Source organism: [Clostridium] citroniae WAL-17108, from assembly GCF_000233455.1.
In the GTDB taxonomy this organism is placed as follows: Bacteria; Bacillota; Clostridia; order Lachnospirales; family Lachnospiraceae; genus Enterocloster; species Enterocloster citroniae.
In genome coordinates this window covers 125,776-140,322 of the sequence record NZ_JH376422.1, presented here as the reverse complement: position 1 = coordinate 140,322, position 14,547 = coordinate 125,776, and the positions used below count along the sequence as shown (strand labels likewise).

Below are 14,547 nucleotides of genomic sequence, written 5' to 3'. Positions count from 1 at the left end.
TTTGATGCCGCTCCTGTGTAAGCTGGGAACCAGAAAGCAAGATTCAGATGCATTCAGGTTCCTGGGAGCACAGGGGCTTTTTACATTCAGAGGGGCATATATGGTGTACAGAAGAAATTCATATTCAAAGGGCTGGAAAAGGTCTGCCGGACGGCTGGCCTTGCTGGCCTTATCCACGGTTGTGTCGGTGTGTATCTTCACGGTGCCGGCTGTGAGTTCCATGGGAAGGGAAAGGACATCGGGCATGTACAGAACAGCGGGTATGTACAGAACAGCGGGCATGGACAGGGCAGGAGGACAGCCGGCGGCATTCCCTTTGGATCCGGGCACCGTGATAACCCAGGGGGAAATGGCTGCAGACATGATCGTGGCCGGAATACGGGAACGGAAAAAGGAAAAAAGCGAGCAGCCTAAAACCATATATCTCACCTTTGATGATGGGCCGTCAGAAGAAAATACCAACGCGGTTTTGGATGTCCTGAAAGCGAGGAACATAAAGGCCACCTTTTTCCTGGTGGGAGAGAATGTGCGCAGGCATCCCCAGGTGGCCCGGCGCATCGCCGCAGAGGGCCATACCATCGGCATCCACTGCAACCGCCATGACTATGAGGAAATCTACAGGAGCACGGATTGTTTTATGGAAGATTTCCAGGAAGCATACAGGACGGTCCTGGAGGTGACGGGGGCTGAGATAAAACTGTACCGATTTCCCGGCGGCAGCATTAATTCCTATAACCGGGCTGTCCGGCAGGAGATAATAGACCGGATGAGTGCCAGGGGGTTTACCTATTTTGACTGGAATGCCAGCCTTGAGGACGCGGTCAAGCCCGCCTCCCCTGAGGAACTCATAGCTAATGCAAAAAGGACGATCCAGGGCAGACACCGGGTGGTGCTTCTGGCCCATGACATTGTACACAGCACGGCATCCTGTCTGGATGATCTCATTGACCATCTGCAGGATTACCAAATGGAACCCCTTACATGGGACACAAAGCCCATTCAGTTCAGATAATTGCGGATCAGGGACAAAACAGGGACCTCACAGCGGGCGCCTGTTTTTGTTTTGAATTTTACAATAGTAAATCTCTCCCATATATGATAGAATATAAATAATGTGTTAAGATTTAAGGCGGCCCGTACAGGCGGAAAGGAGAAGGGGATGGATAGGTTAAGGGATTCATATCTTCTCTTTTATCTTGCCGGCTTCAGCTTCCTTCTTCCACTGCAGTGGGTGGAGCGGGTATCTGCCATGAGTGAGCGCGATCCTGAGCTTCCCCTGGCGGTTGGCGGGGGCATGGAGTTTCCCCCGGTTGAGACAGGGCAGCCTTACCTGATTATTGTCAGATGCCGGGACCTCAGGTTTGGAATAGGTGCTGAATCAGTGGCCGGACTGGCAGAGATCGGAGAGGAACGGATCCATGGGATACCGGAAGGGGTAATGAGCAGCCATAACCGTTATCTGAAGGCAATGGCCCTTCTGGAAGGGGAGGACGGCGGATATGATCCGGCTTTTGTACTTGATCCCCTGGCCATGGGATTGGAATAAATGGGAGGTCATACACATGGATTTGGTGGCTGTCAGGGATGGAGACAGGGTACTGTACGTAGAAACAGGCCGCATCCGGGAGATCGTCATTCATCCCCAGTTACATAAAGTACCCGGGGCCCCGGGGAATGTCGGAGGAGTCCTGATTTATGAGGGAAAACCTCTGACTTTTTATTGCCTTGGCAATGGAAATGAGATTTCCTGTGCTTTTATACTGGGCGGACAGGATGACGCCCTCTGTGCTGTCTGCGGGGAACCGGTTGGAGAGGAAAACGGGGATCAGGAGGAATTGGTCCGGGTACTCACGGGAGTATGGGAGAAATCAGAGTGATCAGACTGAATGCAAAGGAATTTGATGAAATTGTAACATATATCAGGGAACACTACGGTATTAACCTGGAAAAAAAGCAGGTCCTGATCGAATGCAGGCTGGCCAGGGAACTGGAGCGGCGGGGAATTACTTCCTTTGCCAGATATATGGAGCTGATGAAGAACGACAGGACCGGTATTATGGCCGGTGAGATGGTGAACCGGCTTACCACCAATTATACATACTTTATGAGGGAGCCGGCCCATTTTACTGTATTGGGGCAGAAAATACTGCCGGAACTGTTTGAGAACCGGAGCTGCGGCGTCTGTAACATCTGGAGTGCAGGATGTTCTACCGGCGAGGAGGTGTATTCGGTTTCCATGCTGATCCAGGAACTTAAGGAAAAGGGCGGACGCATGCCCGGTATCCGTATGCTGGCCACGGACATTTCAGGCGAAGCCTTGAGAAAGGCGGAGCAGGGGATCTATCCCATTAAGGAGATGGAGTGCCTGCCGGAGTCATGGCAGAGAAAATATTGCCGGGTCCGGGAGGAGAACACCTTTGAGGTGGAAGAACGGCTCAGGTATAATATACGGTTCAGACGCCATAATCTTATGGAGACAGCGCCGGGAACGGAAAAATTCGATCTGGTATTATGCCGGAACGTAATGATATATTTTGACCGCCGCTCAAGGGAATGGCTGGTCCGTCAGCTGGAGGCCTGCCTGAATCCGGGGGGCTATCTGCTGGTGGGACATGCGGAGCTTTTATCAAGGGAGGAGACCAGGCTGGAGGCGGTATATCCGGCTGTTTATAAAAAGCCTGTAAAATAGAGAGCCTGTTCAATAAAAACCTGTAAAATAGGAAGGGATAAAAGGGGACCATATGGATAAACGGATATTAATTGTAGATGATGCAATGTTTATGAGAAAGATAATCCGCAAAATACTGAACGAAGGCGGGTATCAGGATGTGTCTGAGGCACAGGACGGAGAAGAGGCCATGGCTGTGTTCAGGCAGGTAAAGCCCGATCTGGTCCTTCTTGACATCACCATGCCCGGCAAGTCCGGCCTGGAGGTCCTGGAGGAGATGCTGGCAAAAGAACCGGGGACCAGGATCGTGATGTGCTCGGCAGTGGGGCAGGAGATGATGATCCAAAGGGCATTGGTTGCAGGTGCGGTGGATTTTATCGTCAAGCCTTTTAAGGCGGATGAATTTATGCGGGTTGTGGATTGCCATCTGAATTCATAAAGATTGCGGGGATAAAAATGATGAGGGAACGGTTCAAGAATTATAAGACAGGCAAGAAAATGGCAGTGGCTTTCATATCCATTATCATTCTCTATATTATCACGGTTGTGACGGCGCTTTTTAACATAGAGTCCGTGTCCTCCAGAATGGACCGGCTCTACAATGAGCCGTTTGCCAATGTACAGTCCTCCCTGCGCATGATTGCAAACCTGCGTGCGGTGGACCGGAATATAGTCCTGATGGCAGCCACCGATGAGCTGGTGGATGAAGATAGATATCTTGAGAATACAAAAGAGCTGATCCAATCGGAGGAGGCTGCTCTGACCCAGCTTTCCACCGGTTATATCACTGCACCGGAAAAGGTAAAGGAACTGCAGGAAGAGTTCCAGAAGCTGGCCGTATCAAGGACCAGGATCATGTCTCTTCTGGAAGAGGGGGAAAACAGGGAAGTCTTAAAGGAGTATGTGGACAGTTATCTCCCCCAGGCCAATACGGTGCGGACGGTTCTCAACGATGTGGTGGATTTATCTGTGGCGGACGCGGAGCACAGTATGTCTGCGGCGCATGAGGCAAACCACAGGATTATGTTTATGCTGCTCCTCCTTTCACTGGTATGTATCGCATTTACCGTCCTGATCTGCGTTACCATAACGAAAAGTATTGTAAGGCCCATCAGGGAGGTAAAGGATGCGGCCAATACCATTGCCAATGGCGGTCTGGATATCGGACTTTCATATAAGTCCAGGGACGAACTGGGACAGCTGGCCGATGACATACGCAGCACATCAGAGGCTCTGAAGAACTATGTGGAGGAGATCCGCAGAGGGCTTGCGGCTCTGGGCGGCGGTCATCTGAACTACCAGCCGGAGGTTGTGTTTAAAGGGGATTTTATTGCGGTGGGCAATGGGCTCAGTGAGATCAGCCGTCTTTTGCGTAATTCCATTTATCAGATCAACAGTAGCGCGGAGCAGGTATCCCTGGGAGCGGAGCAGGTGTCCAACAATGCCCAGGCCCTGGCACAAGGCGCATCGGAGCAGGCAGGCTCCGTGGAAGAGTTGGCAGTGAGCATTAATGAGATCGCAGAGAGCGTAAGGAATAATGCGGACAGCGCAGTTGCCTCCAGCCGTCTGGCCGCATCCGTGGGTCACAGGCTGGGAGAGTGCGAGGAGCAGATGGCTTCCCTGATGGAATCCATGGGGCAGGTTAAGAAAAATTCCGGGGAGATCACAGGGATCGTCAGGCAGATTGAGGATATAGCGTTCCAGACCAATATTTTGGCCCTGAATGCTTCGGTTGAAGCTGCCAGGGCCGGGGAGGCCGGCCGGGGCTTTTCCGTTGTGGCGGAAGAGGTCAGACGTCTTGCTTCCAAGACTGCGGGGGCGTCCAAGCTTACCGCGGAACTGGTGGAAAAGAATTCGGAGGCCGCAAGGGATGGTATGGACGCGGTCAATGCAACGGCCCGGACATTAAAGGATTCCGTGGAAGGGGCCAGGACCGTTAACAGGGAGATGGATAAGATCTCAGGGCTGTCCATACAGCAGGCTGAGGCTATCAGCCAGATCCGGAAAAGTGTGGAACTTATTTCGGAGATCGTCCAGGGCAATTCAGCCACATCGGAGGAAAGCGCGGCAGCCAGCGAGGAGCTTTCCGCACAGGCCCAGATACTCAAGGAGCTGGTGGAACGCTTTGAATTATAGGGATATAAAGGAGAGGCAAGGGGATGGAGACTTACAGGGAGTTGGATGAGATATCAAAGGATATATTAATGGAAATTGGAAATATAGGAGCTGGAAATGCAGTCACCTCCCTGTCGCAGATGATGGACCAGCCCATTGAACTGGAGATACCGGCACTTAAGGTCCTGTCCTATCAGGAGGTCTGCCGTGTTCTGGGACAGCCGGAGGAACTGCAGACAGGGATTCTGGTGGAGGTGACGGGACAGATGAAGGGGATCTTCCTGTTTATGCTCAGCGAAACCTTTACAAATGCCGTAATAGAGGCCATATTGGGCAGGAGAGCGCAAAGGATCATGGAGATGGATGAGATGGAGACATCCCTGGTCTGCGAGCTGGGCAATATCATGTGCGGTTCCTATATCCGCGCCCTGTCTCAATTTATGAATATAGAGATGGATGTGTCAGTGCCTGAACTGTGTATCGACATGGCAGGGGCGATCCTGAGCTATCCACTGTCCCACTGGGTGATCGTAAGTGATGATATCCTGCTCATAGAGAACCGGTTCCAAATGTCGGGCAAGGCCTACAGGGGCCACATACTGTTCCTTCCGGAGCAGGAGGATTTGGGGATCATGCTTCACAGACTCAGGGAGTAGCGCCATGGATAAGATTGTAGTTGGGATTGCAGATGGAAAAGTCGTATCAGGAAACCAGGTGCTGGTCTCCTATGCCCTGGGCTCCTGTATTGGTATCTGCCTTTATGATCCCCAAAAAAGGATTGCAGGTATGGCCCATATCATACTCCCCGGAAGGGAGTATGCGGCCAACAAAGAAAATGCATATAAATTTGCGGATGAAGGCGTCTATGAACTGGTAAAGGAAATGGTGGGCCGGGGAGCCAGGAAAAATATGCTGGTAGCCAAGATCGCAGGTGGAGCCAGGATGTTCTCATCATCCAACATCCATATGGATATTGGAGAAAAAAATACGGAGGCCGTGAAACTCAGCCTGGCCAGGAAGGGCATACCTCTCATGGCCCAGGATACGGGAAAGAATTACGGCAGGACCATTTTCTTTTATGGGGAAAACGGAAAATTAGAAATAAATTCGGTGAGACATGCACTTGTTGTGCTGTAAAACCAGGAGGAAGAACAATGCACATGAAAGAGGAAAACAGGCAGACAGTGTTGATCGTGGATGACAGTCTTTTGATCTGCGAACAGATTAAAGCAGCTTTAAAGGAGGAAGATATCAGCCTCTGGGAAGCCCACAGCGGCCAGGAGGCTGTGGAGCAGTTAAAGCGGTGCCGTCCCGATCTGATCCTCCTGGACGTGGTGCTTCCGGACACGGACGGCTATGAGCTTTACAATCATTTAAAGGATGGCAGTCCAAAGGATTCGGTCATCATTTTCCTGACCTCCAAATCCAGTGACGAAGATGTGGTCAGGGGATTTTCCATGGGTGCCTGCGATTATATCAAGAAGCCTTTTGTCAAAAAGGAACTCCAGTCCAGGATCCACGCCCACCTGGCCCAGAAAAAGCAGAGGGACGAACTGGACCGCCAGAACAGGGAACTGCGGGACAGTATGGAAAAGCTGAATTATATGGCGTACAGGGATGGGCTTACGGGGCTGTACAACCGGCGTTATGTTGTGGGCGATCTGCTGGAGGATGTGCGCTGCTGCACGGCAGGGGATGTGGAGACAGTCTTTGTGATGGCTGATATTGATGATTTTAAGCTGGTTAATGATACGTACGGCCATGATGCCGGGGATATGGCCCTTGTATGCATTGCCAACATCCTGGAGGACAACTGCCGTAACCACAGGGTGGTCCGGTGGGGCGGAGAGGAATTCCTTATGATTCTGTTCCGTGTCACTCTTGAGGAGGCATATGAGATCAGCGAGAAGGTGCGCAGACAGGTGGAACAGTTTGTGATTCCCTACGGAGCGGAAGGATTTTCCTGTACCATGACGCTGGGGCTCCATGTATTCAAACCCCAGGAAGCTCTGGAGGAGGGGATAAGCTGTGCGGACAAGGCGCTTTATCACGGCAAAAGGAATGGAAAAAACCAAAGTGTGTGGTATGAAAGTTTATAATGGACGGAGCGGATTATGGGATATTTTGAATCAGATGCCCTGGAAATGCTGGAGGTATACCTGCTGGAGACAAGGCAGCTTAACAATCAGCTGGCAGATATACTGCTGGAGGCAGAGAGAAAGAGCAGGTTTGAGGAGGACAGTATTCACAGCATTTTCAGGGTCATGCACACCATAAAAAGCTCATCAGCCATGATGGGCCTGGGAGGCCTGTCCTCCATGGCCCATAAGCTGGAGGACTTGTTTTCATTTTACAGGGAGCATCCCGAAAATCTGGAATCGCCGGAGCCGGGACTGTTTGATCTGCTGTTTGAAGCATCCGATTTTGTTGAACAGGAGCTGGAGCAGATGAAAAGGGAGGGTTACAAGCCCGGAGATACATCCGGTATTGAGAACCGCGCCCAGGCCTGCCTGGCGGGAATGAAGCAGGGGAAAGTACAGGGCAAAGTGCTGGAAACAGCGCAGGCCCAGGGACTTAACAAGGCCGGGACAGGGCAGCCCCGGGGACTTAACAAATCCGGAGTGGGGCTGGAACCGGATCAGGAGCAAGGGCTGGAACCGGACGGAACATTAAGGGCAGGAGCCAAAGAGGGAGAGACGGCGGCGGAGATACCCGAAGCCTTTGTGGCCCAGGGGGGCACGGTTGTCAATGTGACCCTGGAGGAAGGCTGCCGTATGGAGAATATCCGGGCATTCATGCTGGTGCGGTCCATAACAGGTATCTGCACACTGGTGGAGACATATCCCAAAGATCTGGACAAGGCAGGAGAGAGCGCTGAATATATAGGGAAAAATGGCGTCTTTATCCGGTTTGAGAGCGGTGATAAGGAGGCGGTCCTGAAGACCCTGAGAAATGGACTGTTTGTGGCAGGGTGCAAAGTGGTGGCTGACAGTGAGCCTGAGGACAGCCTGCACGGGGGCAGCGGATCCGGTTTGGGTCCGGCCTCCGGGAACAGGAAGGCCGGCGGTGAAAAGGACCGGCCCGAGATGGTCAGCGATGATTTTATGGAGGTGCGTATTGAGCGTCTGGACCAGCTTCAGAACCAGGCGGCGCAGCTTCTGCTCCAGATGCAGATATTGGAGAACGAACTGAGCAAAAGCGGGCTGGAGGATGTGGAAAACGGAACAGGCCATCAGATCAGCCTGCTGGTGAGCCAGATCGAGCGCTCGGTCATGGAGATGCGCCTTGTGCCTGTGGCAAAGGTGGTCCCAAAACTGAAACGGGCTTTAAGGGACATGTGCAGGGATCAAAAAAAGGAAGCTGAGCTGGTGGTCCAATGTGCGGATGTGGAAGCGGATAAAAGCGTGGTGGATTACGTGTCTGAGGCCCTGCTGCACATGGTGCGCAATGCCATGGACCATGGCATAGAAGCACCGGATCAGCGCCAGGAGGCGGGAAAAGACAGGAGAGGGAAGGTTGTTTTTTCAGCAGAGAACGCAGGCGGGGAACTGCGCCTGATCATTAGCGATGACGGCAGAGGGATCGATATGGAAAAGGTCAGGGAAAAAGCCATGGAAAGAAGTCTGATGACCGGTCCGGGGGAGGATATCCAGCAGATCAAGGAAGTCCTGCTTTCCCCGGGGTTTTCCACCAATGAGACAGTGACGGAATACTCCGGAAGAGGCGTGGGACTGGACGTGGTTAAGAACATCATGGAGGAGGTGGGGGGCAGCCTTTCCATACGCAGCAAGGAAGGGGAGGGCAGTTCCTTTGCCATCACGGTTCCCCTGAACCTGGCATCCATGGAATGTGTCCGGTTCAAAATAGGACCGTACCGTTTTTCCATACCTGCCCGCCATGTGTACCGTTTCCTGGAATATGGCGCGGTTAAGGATATGATGCGCTGCATGAATGGGCGGGAATATCTTTTGTACGAGGACAGGATGGTTCCGATCATTGATCTGCACGGCTTTTACTCACTGGGCGGGGAGATACCGGAACGGGCCGTCCTTGTGTATGTAAGAGGTGCGGAGCACGAGGGATTCTTCCTCATGGATCACATCTATGGGCAGAAACGCATTGTGATAAAATCCCTTCCTGCCCTTCTGGGCAGCGGCTTTAGGAGCAGAACCGGCATCTGCGGCTGCAGTATCATGGGCAGCGGCCATATATGCGCTGCTCTGGACACTGAGATCCTCATTGGAAGGTACAAAAAGGAGGAGCGTTATGACAGATGAACCAGTCAGGGAAGTGCTCTGTATCCCGGGAAACGGCCGGAAATATGCGGTTGAATTTTCTTATGTGGAAGAGATATGCAAGGATGTGGTCTTATCTGCCATGCCCTGCCTTCCGGGATATTATGCAGGTGTCTGCAACCATAAGGGGACCATTGTTCCCGTGGTCCGTCTGGAGGGCTGTATTGAGAACTGCATAGAGGGCTGCATAGAACCGGACAGTCCTGGATTCCCTGTGGACAGCGGGGAGACCTTTGTGGACCGTCAGCTTGTCATGATCATCCATTGGAAGAAGTATTATGCGGGAATCCTTTTGCACGGAGATCCCTATATGGCCCAGCTGAAGGCTGAGGACCGGATTCGGGGGCCGGAAAAGCAGGAAGCCGCATTGCTGGCTGAAAAGGCGTATTATATGTGTGGAAATGAACTGTATTTTCTTTTGGATGTGGAAAAGACGTTGGAAAATCTCATTGTGTGCAGATAAGGTAAAGGGCGGCTCCCTGACGGGGCCGCCCTGATCTTATTACAAGGGGTAGATGTTGAGCCGTTTGATCTTGCCCTCATCATCCACTTCCGAGAGAAATGCGGTCACCGGCACCACGTGCTCATGATAGGTGATGAAATACCACACGGTATTGGCATCCGCATATTTTACACTGTGAATGGGGAAGGGTCCACCGTTAAATCCGAATTTGTGGTGGAACATCATTTCCACGGCCATCTTTCCCTCCAGGTGGATGGTGTCCATACCGGCCTTGATCACGGAAGAGTCGTGAAGTACTCCGTATTCGTTAAACAGATCGGCCAGGGCAGCCTCATCCCCCTTCTGCATGCAGTCAATGTATTGCTCTAATATCGTCATATCATTATCCTCCTAGATTTATGTTAAAAACGTTCCGAGCGCAGCAGGGCATCGATTCCGCCGTCCACAAACAGAATCACGCCGTTGATCCCGCTGGCCATGGGGGAAGCCAGGAAAACGATCCCGTTGGCGATCTCCTCGGCATCCAGGAATTCCTTCCTGCCGTATCGGGTGGGTATGGGGATGAGTAGGGCGGCGTCCATCTGGGCGTCCGTCATATTCTGGGTCATGGGGGTGGTGGTGTTGCCGGGGGCAACGGAGTTGATGCGCAGTCCGTCCACGGCCCATGAGGGGGATACACGGCGCACCCAGCGGGCCAGGGCGTGCTTGGATGAACTGTAGCAGGAAGCTGCCTGGGTCCGGGGGATATCCTTCACAAACTCCAGAATCCGTTCCTCATCCATGACATTGGAAAGCATATCCACCCAATCCATACGCACGGTCATGTTGGTGATGGAGTTGGAGGAAGTGATCACGCAGTTTCCATGTTTTTTCTTTAACAGGGGCCTCAGGGCCTCTGCGATGCGTACGCTGGCAAAAAAGTTCAGGGCAAAAATGGTCTGGGGCGGTGCCGTAGGCCCTACGCCTGCATTACAGATCAGCACATCGATCCCGTCCGGATAACGGCGAAATACCTCGTCAACGGCGCTCTGGCGGCCTTCCGGGGAAGATAGGTCAGCCAAATGATCGCCGCCCTTAAAATCAATGTTGAATACCTCATGACCCTGTGACAGAAGTAGTTTGCGGGTTGCTGCACCGATACCGGTGGTACCGCCTGTGATAACATATGTACTCAATGAAATGTCCTCCTTTACAAACTCTTTGCTAAATAAATAACAGTAATCATTATTATTTAATATATAAAACCATATCATTCGCATAAGTATTTGTCAATTTAATTAAAAAAATAACAATGTCATACAAATCCCATTGTGTTTACAGAGAGCCTGTGACCATGAACCAAATGCCTGCTGATGTACGGCCCGATCTGGGGGAGGTTGAAGAATATCCTTAGGAATGCTACAATAAGACTTTAGAAATTCTTTTTAATTTTATGACGGATATATTTTGAATTGACTGCTAGGATAATATACGTAAGGAGGATATGGACATGAGCGGGGACCGGATTTTACTGGTAGAGGATGACAAAGAGATAAGGGAAGGCGTTGAGATATTTTTAAAAAGCCAGGGATACGTGGTGTTCCAGGCTGCAGACGGAATAGAAGGGCTGAAGGTGCTGGAGGACAATGAGATCGACCTGGCTATCGTGGATGTGATGATGCCCAGGATGGATGGGATCACAATGACCGCAAAGCTCAGGGAAAAACATGATTTTCCGGTTATTTTCCTGTCTGCCAAATCAGAGGAAGTTGACAAGATACTGGGACTGAATATGGGCGCCGATGATTATATCACAAAGCCCTTTACTCCCATGGAACTTCTGGCCAGGGTAAATTCCCAGCTCAGGCGATACCACCGTTTTATGGACCGGCTGAATTCCAAACAGGCTGAGAATCCTAAGATTCACAGACTGGGCGGACTGGAGGTCAATGAGGAGACCGTGGAGGTTATGGTGGACGGAAGCTGTGTGAAGGTGACGCCCATTGAGTTTAAGATCCTGTTGCTGTTAATACAGAACCCGGGCCGTGTATTTCCCGCTGAGGAGATATATGAGCGGGTCTGGAATGAAAGGGCCATCAATACGGATACGGTCATGGTACACATCCGTAACCTGAGGGAAAAAATCGAGGTAAACCCCAGGGAGCCCAAATATGTAAAGGTGGTGTGGGGAGTTGGATACAAAATTGAAAAACAGCCATAAGTTAGGCGTGTGGCTTATTATACTGGCGGTGGCGGCGGCATCGGCCGCAACCATAGGCCTTTACCCGTACATGAAGGCAAAGGCCGGGGAATACAGTTCAGACAGAATGACACGTCTGATGGAACAGAATTATGATTACAGCGGCCTGGCTACCCAGGTCATGAATTTCAGCTACGAGATATGGCATCAGCAAAAGCAGGAAGAGGAGGGCCGGGTGCTCACCTATTCCCAGGCATTCCTTCCCGGCCTGGAGGAAAAGATCCGCAGGGCCAGGGCTGAGGAGTATGGTTTTACAGATGACCGCGGCGTTACGTACAGCCAGGCCGGGAGCAGTACCGGCACTTCCGATGAAGTGGATGGGGCAGGCCCGGGCGCGTCAGGAGCAGATGGCAGTGAAGACGGCGCCGGTGACGTATCTACAGGTAACGTATCTGCCGGTAACGTATCTGCCGGTGAGTACGGTGTGACGGCAGAACATCTCAGCTCCGATGTGTTTGATGATTCCATGGATAACACAGAGCTCCGGATCGTATCGGATTACAATTATTACGATTCCCAGTATGATCTGGACTACTATCAAAGCCTCCAGACACTTATGGACACTGTGGGCAGGGATTGGGAGCGCTATTTCCAGAAATACAATTCAGCCCTTTTCTACGCAGTGCTGGATGAAAACAACCGGTACCAGAGGAGCAATGTGAACAGCCCGGAACAGTTCTTTGACTCACCTTTAAACGAGCAGGCAAGGGAATTCAAATTCACTGTGGAGTTTTCCGGAACAGGAAGCCTTAAGGTGGTGGACTTTGCAGGGGGGGATGAGGATGCCTCCAGACTGCTTCAGGCAATGAACCGTTTTGAATTCTACGATCCACTGACCCAAAGGTTGTCTGATGACTACCGCTACAGCGATGTGCGGTTTTCCGGTCCAAAGAATATTAAGATCCAGTTCAGGTGCGTGCCTGACACATTTAACAATGCCATGCGTCTGGCAGATGACTGGGAGACTGATGGCAGATCATACATTGACGGAGGCGGATACTATACGGTCGTGGGCAGCATGATGTTTATCCTGGCCGTAATGGCCCTGGCCCTTCCGGCTGTTAAGAAGCTGGAGATCGGCAAAAGCGCGCTGTGCCGCCTGAGCTTTGAACCTCTCAGCCTGATCGGGATGGGATGGCTCTGCATCATGGGAGAGGGAAGCATTCCCGGTACTCTTATGTCCGCAACCGTGACCGGAACCTTGAAGCAGGAGCTTTTGAGAGCCGAATTCCTGCCATGGTCCGCGGATGTGATGGTGGTGGTGATCAACCTTGTATTCTGGGGAATCGCTTATGGCCTGTTCTATTGGGGGATCACATGCTACAGGGCGGTCTTTTCCCTGGGGTTGTGGCGCTACTTTAAGGAGCGCACCTGGCTTGGAAGATTCCTGCGCTTTATCAAGCGCTGGGCCTGCAATGCCCTGAATGTGTTCAATGAGACGGACTGGGAGAGCCGGTCCACTAAGATCATCGGCAAGGCGGTGATCGGAAACTTCGTGATTTTGACCCTGATCTCTTGTCTGTGGTTCTGGGGGATCGGTGCTCTGGTAATCTATTCCATTGTGCTGTTTATCCTTTTGAGGAAATACTGGGGAGAGATGCAGGTGAAATACAGGACGCTGCTAAATGGGATCAATGAGATCGCAGAGGGCAACCTGGATGTGGAGATCAAGGAAGACCTGGGTATATTTAATCCCTTTAAGGAACAGCTTTGCAGAATCCAGGAGGGCTTAAAAAAGGCAGTTGCACAGGAGGTAAAAAGCGAGCGGACCAAATCCGAGCTGATCACCAATGTATCTCACGACTTAAAGACGCCCCTCACTGCCATTATCACTTATGTAAACCTTTTAAAACAGGAAAATGTCACTGAGGAGGAGCGCAGGTCCTATATCCAGGTGTTGGACCAGAAGTCCATGCGTCTGAAGGTGCTGATCGAAGACCTGTTTGAAGTGAGCAAGGCCAGCAGCGGCACCGTAACCCTGCACCCGGAAAATGTGGATATTATCAGTCTTTTGAAGCAGGTCCGCTTTGAACTGTCGGATAAGATGGAGGCCAGCGGGATTGAGTTCAGGTTTAACCTGCCCGAGGAACGTGTGGTTCTGTACCTGGACAGCCAGAAGACATACCGTATATTTGAAAACCTTTTGGTCAACATTGCGAAGTACGGACTGCCGGGAACCAGGGCATACATTCTGGTCGCCCGGGAACCGGATGGGTATGTTAATATCTCCATGCGCAATATATCGGCCAAGGAGCTGAATGTATCGCCGGAGGAGCTGACCGAGCGGTTTGTGCGGGGCGACTCATCCCGCAACACAGAGGGCTCCGGCCTGGGGCTTGCCATTGCCAGAAGTTTTGTGGAGGTCCAGGGCGGCACCATGAAGATCGAGGTGGAGGATGACCTGTTCAGGGTGATCATACGCTGGAAGGAAGCAATGGTGCAGCGAGATAAGGAACCGGATAAAGGACAGGAGAAGGATTCGGAAGGAGAACCGGAAAGAGGACCGGAAAGAGGACCGGAACAAGGACCGGAAGGAGGAATGGAACAAAATCCGGATCAGTATCCGAATCTGGATAACAGAGGAGGCGGAGCACCTGTGTCCGGGGAAGATGGAAGAATTACGGACAGGGAGGCATCTGATGACATTGAAGTGATATCCGGAGAATGGACCGTGGTCCAGGATGAGGAATCCCGAGATGCCAGATAAGGATATGTAAAAATAAAAATAGTATTAAAAAAATGATATTATGAAGATGATATTAAGAAG

At 51.6% G+C, this 14,547-nt stretch carries 15 protein-coding genes; 13 read left to right on the top strand and 2 right to left on the bottom strand.

What is annotated here, in order from left to right; all coding sequences use genetic code 11:
• Positions 1 to 100 precede the first annotated feature (100 nt).
• The 11 genes from HMPREF9469_RS31315 to HMPREF9469_RS13740 all read left to right on the top strand — a co-directional run bounded on the left by HMPREF9469_RS31315 (position 101) and on the right by HMPREF9469_RS13740 (position 9,541).
• On the top strand, positions 101 to 1,012 hold the full coding sequence (locus HMPREF9469_RS31315; protein WP_007862893.1) for a polysaccharide deacetylase family protein: 912 nt from the start codon (positions 101 to 103) through the stop codon (positions 1,010 to 1,012).
• Between the two features lie 147 nt (positions 1,013 to 1,159).
• Positions 1,160 to 1,546 (top strand): hypothetical protein, encoded by a 387-nt coding sequence (locus HMPREF9469_RS13785; RefSeq protein ID WP_007862891.1) that lies wholly within the window; start codon positions 1,160 to 1,162, stop codon positions 1,544 to 1,546.
• Between the two features lie 16 nt (positions 1,547 to 1,562).
• Positions 1,563 to 1,877 (top strand): chemotaxis protein CheW, encoded by a 315-nt coding sequence (locus tag HMPREF9469_RS13780; protein WP_007862889.1) that lies wholly within the window; start codon positions 1,563 to 1,565, stop codon positions 1,875 to 1,877.
• A complete protein-coding gene (locus tag HMPREF9469_RS13775; RefSeq protein ID WP_007862888.1) occupies positions 1,874 to 2,689 on the top strand; it encodes a CheR family methyltransferase in 816 nt (271 codons plus the stop codon). Before HMPREF9469_RS13780 ends, HMPREF9469_RS13775 begins: the two co-directional genes overlap by 4 nt.
• A gap of 52 nt (positions 2,690 to 2,741) precedes the next feature.
• A complete protein-coding gene (locus HMPREF9469_RS13770; protein ID WP_007862887.1) occupies positions 2,742 to 3,107 on the top strand; it encodes a response regulator in 366 nt (121 codons plus the stop codon).
• Positions 3,108 to 3,127: 20 nt separating this feature from the next.
• On the top strand, positions 3,128 to 4,804 hold the full coding sequence (locus tag HMPREF9469_RS13765) for a methyl-accepting chemotaxis protein (RefSeq protein ID WP_040416329.1): 1,677 nt from the start codon (positions 3,128 to 3,130) through the stop codon (positions 4,802 to 4,804).
• Positions 4,805 to 4,827: 23 nt separating this feature from the next.
• On the top strand, positions 4,828 to 5,439 hold the full coding sequence (locus tag HMPREF9469_RS13760) for a chemotaxis protein CheC (RefSeq protein WP_007862885.1): 612 nt from the start codon (positions 4,828 to 4,830) through the stop codon (positions 5,437 to 5,439).
• A gap of 4 nt (positions 5,440 to 5,443) precedes the next feature.
• Positions 5,444 to 5,920, top strand: coding sequence for a chemotaxis protein CheD (locus tag HMPREF9469_RS13755; protein WP_007862884.1), 477 nt, complete (start codon positions 5,444 to 5,446; stop codon positions 5,918 to 5,920).
• Between the two features lie 17 nt (positions 5,921 to 5,937).
• Positions 5,938 to 6,882 (top strand): GGDEF domain-containing response regulator, encoded by a 945-nt coding sequence (locus HMPREF9469_RS13750; RefSeq protein WP_007862883.1) that lies wholly within the window; start codon positions 5,938 to 5,940, stop codon positions 6,880 to 6,882.
• A gap of 15 nt (positions 6,883 to 6,897) precedes the next feature.
• Positions 6,898 to 9,060 carry an ATP-binding protein gene (locus tag HMPREF9469_RS13745; RefSeq protein ID WP_007862882.1) on the top strand — a complete coding sequence of 721 codons (2,163 nt, stop codon included), beginning with the start codon at positions 6,898 to 6,900 and terminating at the stop codon, positions 9,058 to 9,060.
• A complete protein-coding gene (locus HMPREF9469_RS13740; protein ID WP_007862881.1) occupies positions 9,050 to 9,541 on the top strand; it encodes a chemotaxis protein CheW in 492 nt (163 codons plus the stop codon). The genes HMPREF9469_RS13745 and HMPREF9469_RS13740 overlap by 11 nt, the downstream gene beginning before the upstream one ends.
• Before the next feature lie 39 nt (positions 9,542 to 9,580).
• On the opposite strand, the gene HMPREF9469_RS13735 is transcribed toward HMPREF9469_RS13740, so the two are convergent.
• Together HMPREF9469_RS13735 and HMPREF9469_RS13730 are read right to left on the bottom strand one after the other, a co-directional pair.
• A complete protein-coding gene (locus tag HMPREF9469_RS13735) occupies positions 9,581 to 9,919 on the bottom strand; it encodes a nuclear transport factor 2-like protein (RefSeq protein WP_007862880.1) in 339 nt (112 codons plus the stop codon).
• A gap of 23 nt (positions 9,920 to 9,942) precedes the next feature.
• Positions 9,943 to 10,716, bottom strand: coding sequence for an SDR family oxidoreductase (locus tag HMPREF9469_RS13730; RefSeq protein WP_007862878.1), 774 nt, complete (start codon positions 10,714 to 10,716; stop codon positions 9,943 to 9,945).
• 314 nt (positions 10,717 to 11,030) lie between these two features.
• On the opposite strand from HMPREF9469_RS13730, the gene HMPREF9469_RS13725 reads away from it, so the two are divergent.
• Positions 11,031 to 11,741, top strand: coding sequence for a response regulator transcription factor (locus HMPREF9469_RS13725; RefSeq protein WP_007862877.1), 711 nt, complete (start codon positions 11,031 to 11,033; stop codon positions 11,739 to 11,741).
• Positions 11,713 to 14,487 carry a sensor histidine kinase gene (locus tag HMPREF9469_RS13720; RefSeq protein ID WP_007862876.1) on the top strand — a complete coding sequence of 925 codons (2,775 nt, stop codon included), beginning with the start codon at positions 11,713 to 11,715 and terminating at the stop codon, positions 14,485 to 14,487. Before HMPREF9469_RS13725 ends, HMPREF9469_RS13720 begins: the two co-directional genes overlap by 29 nt.
• The last annotated feature ends 60 nt before the right edge of the window (positions 14,488 to 14,547 follow it).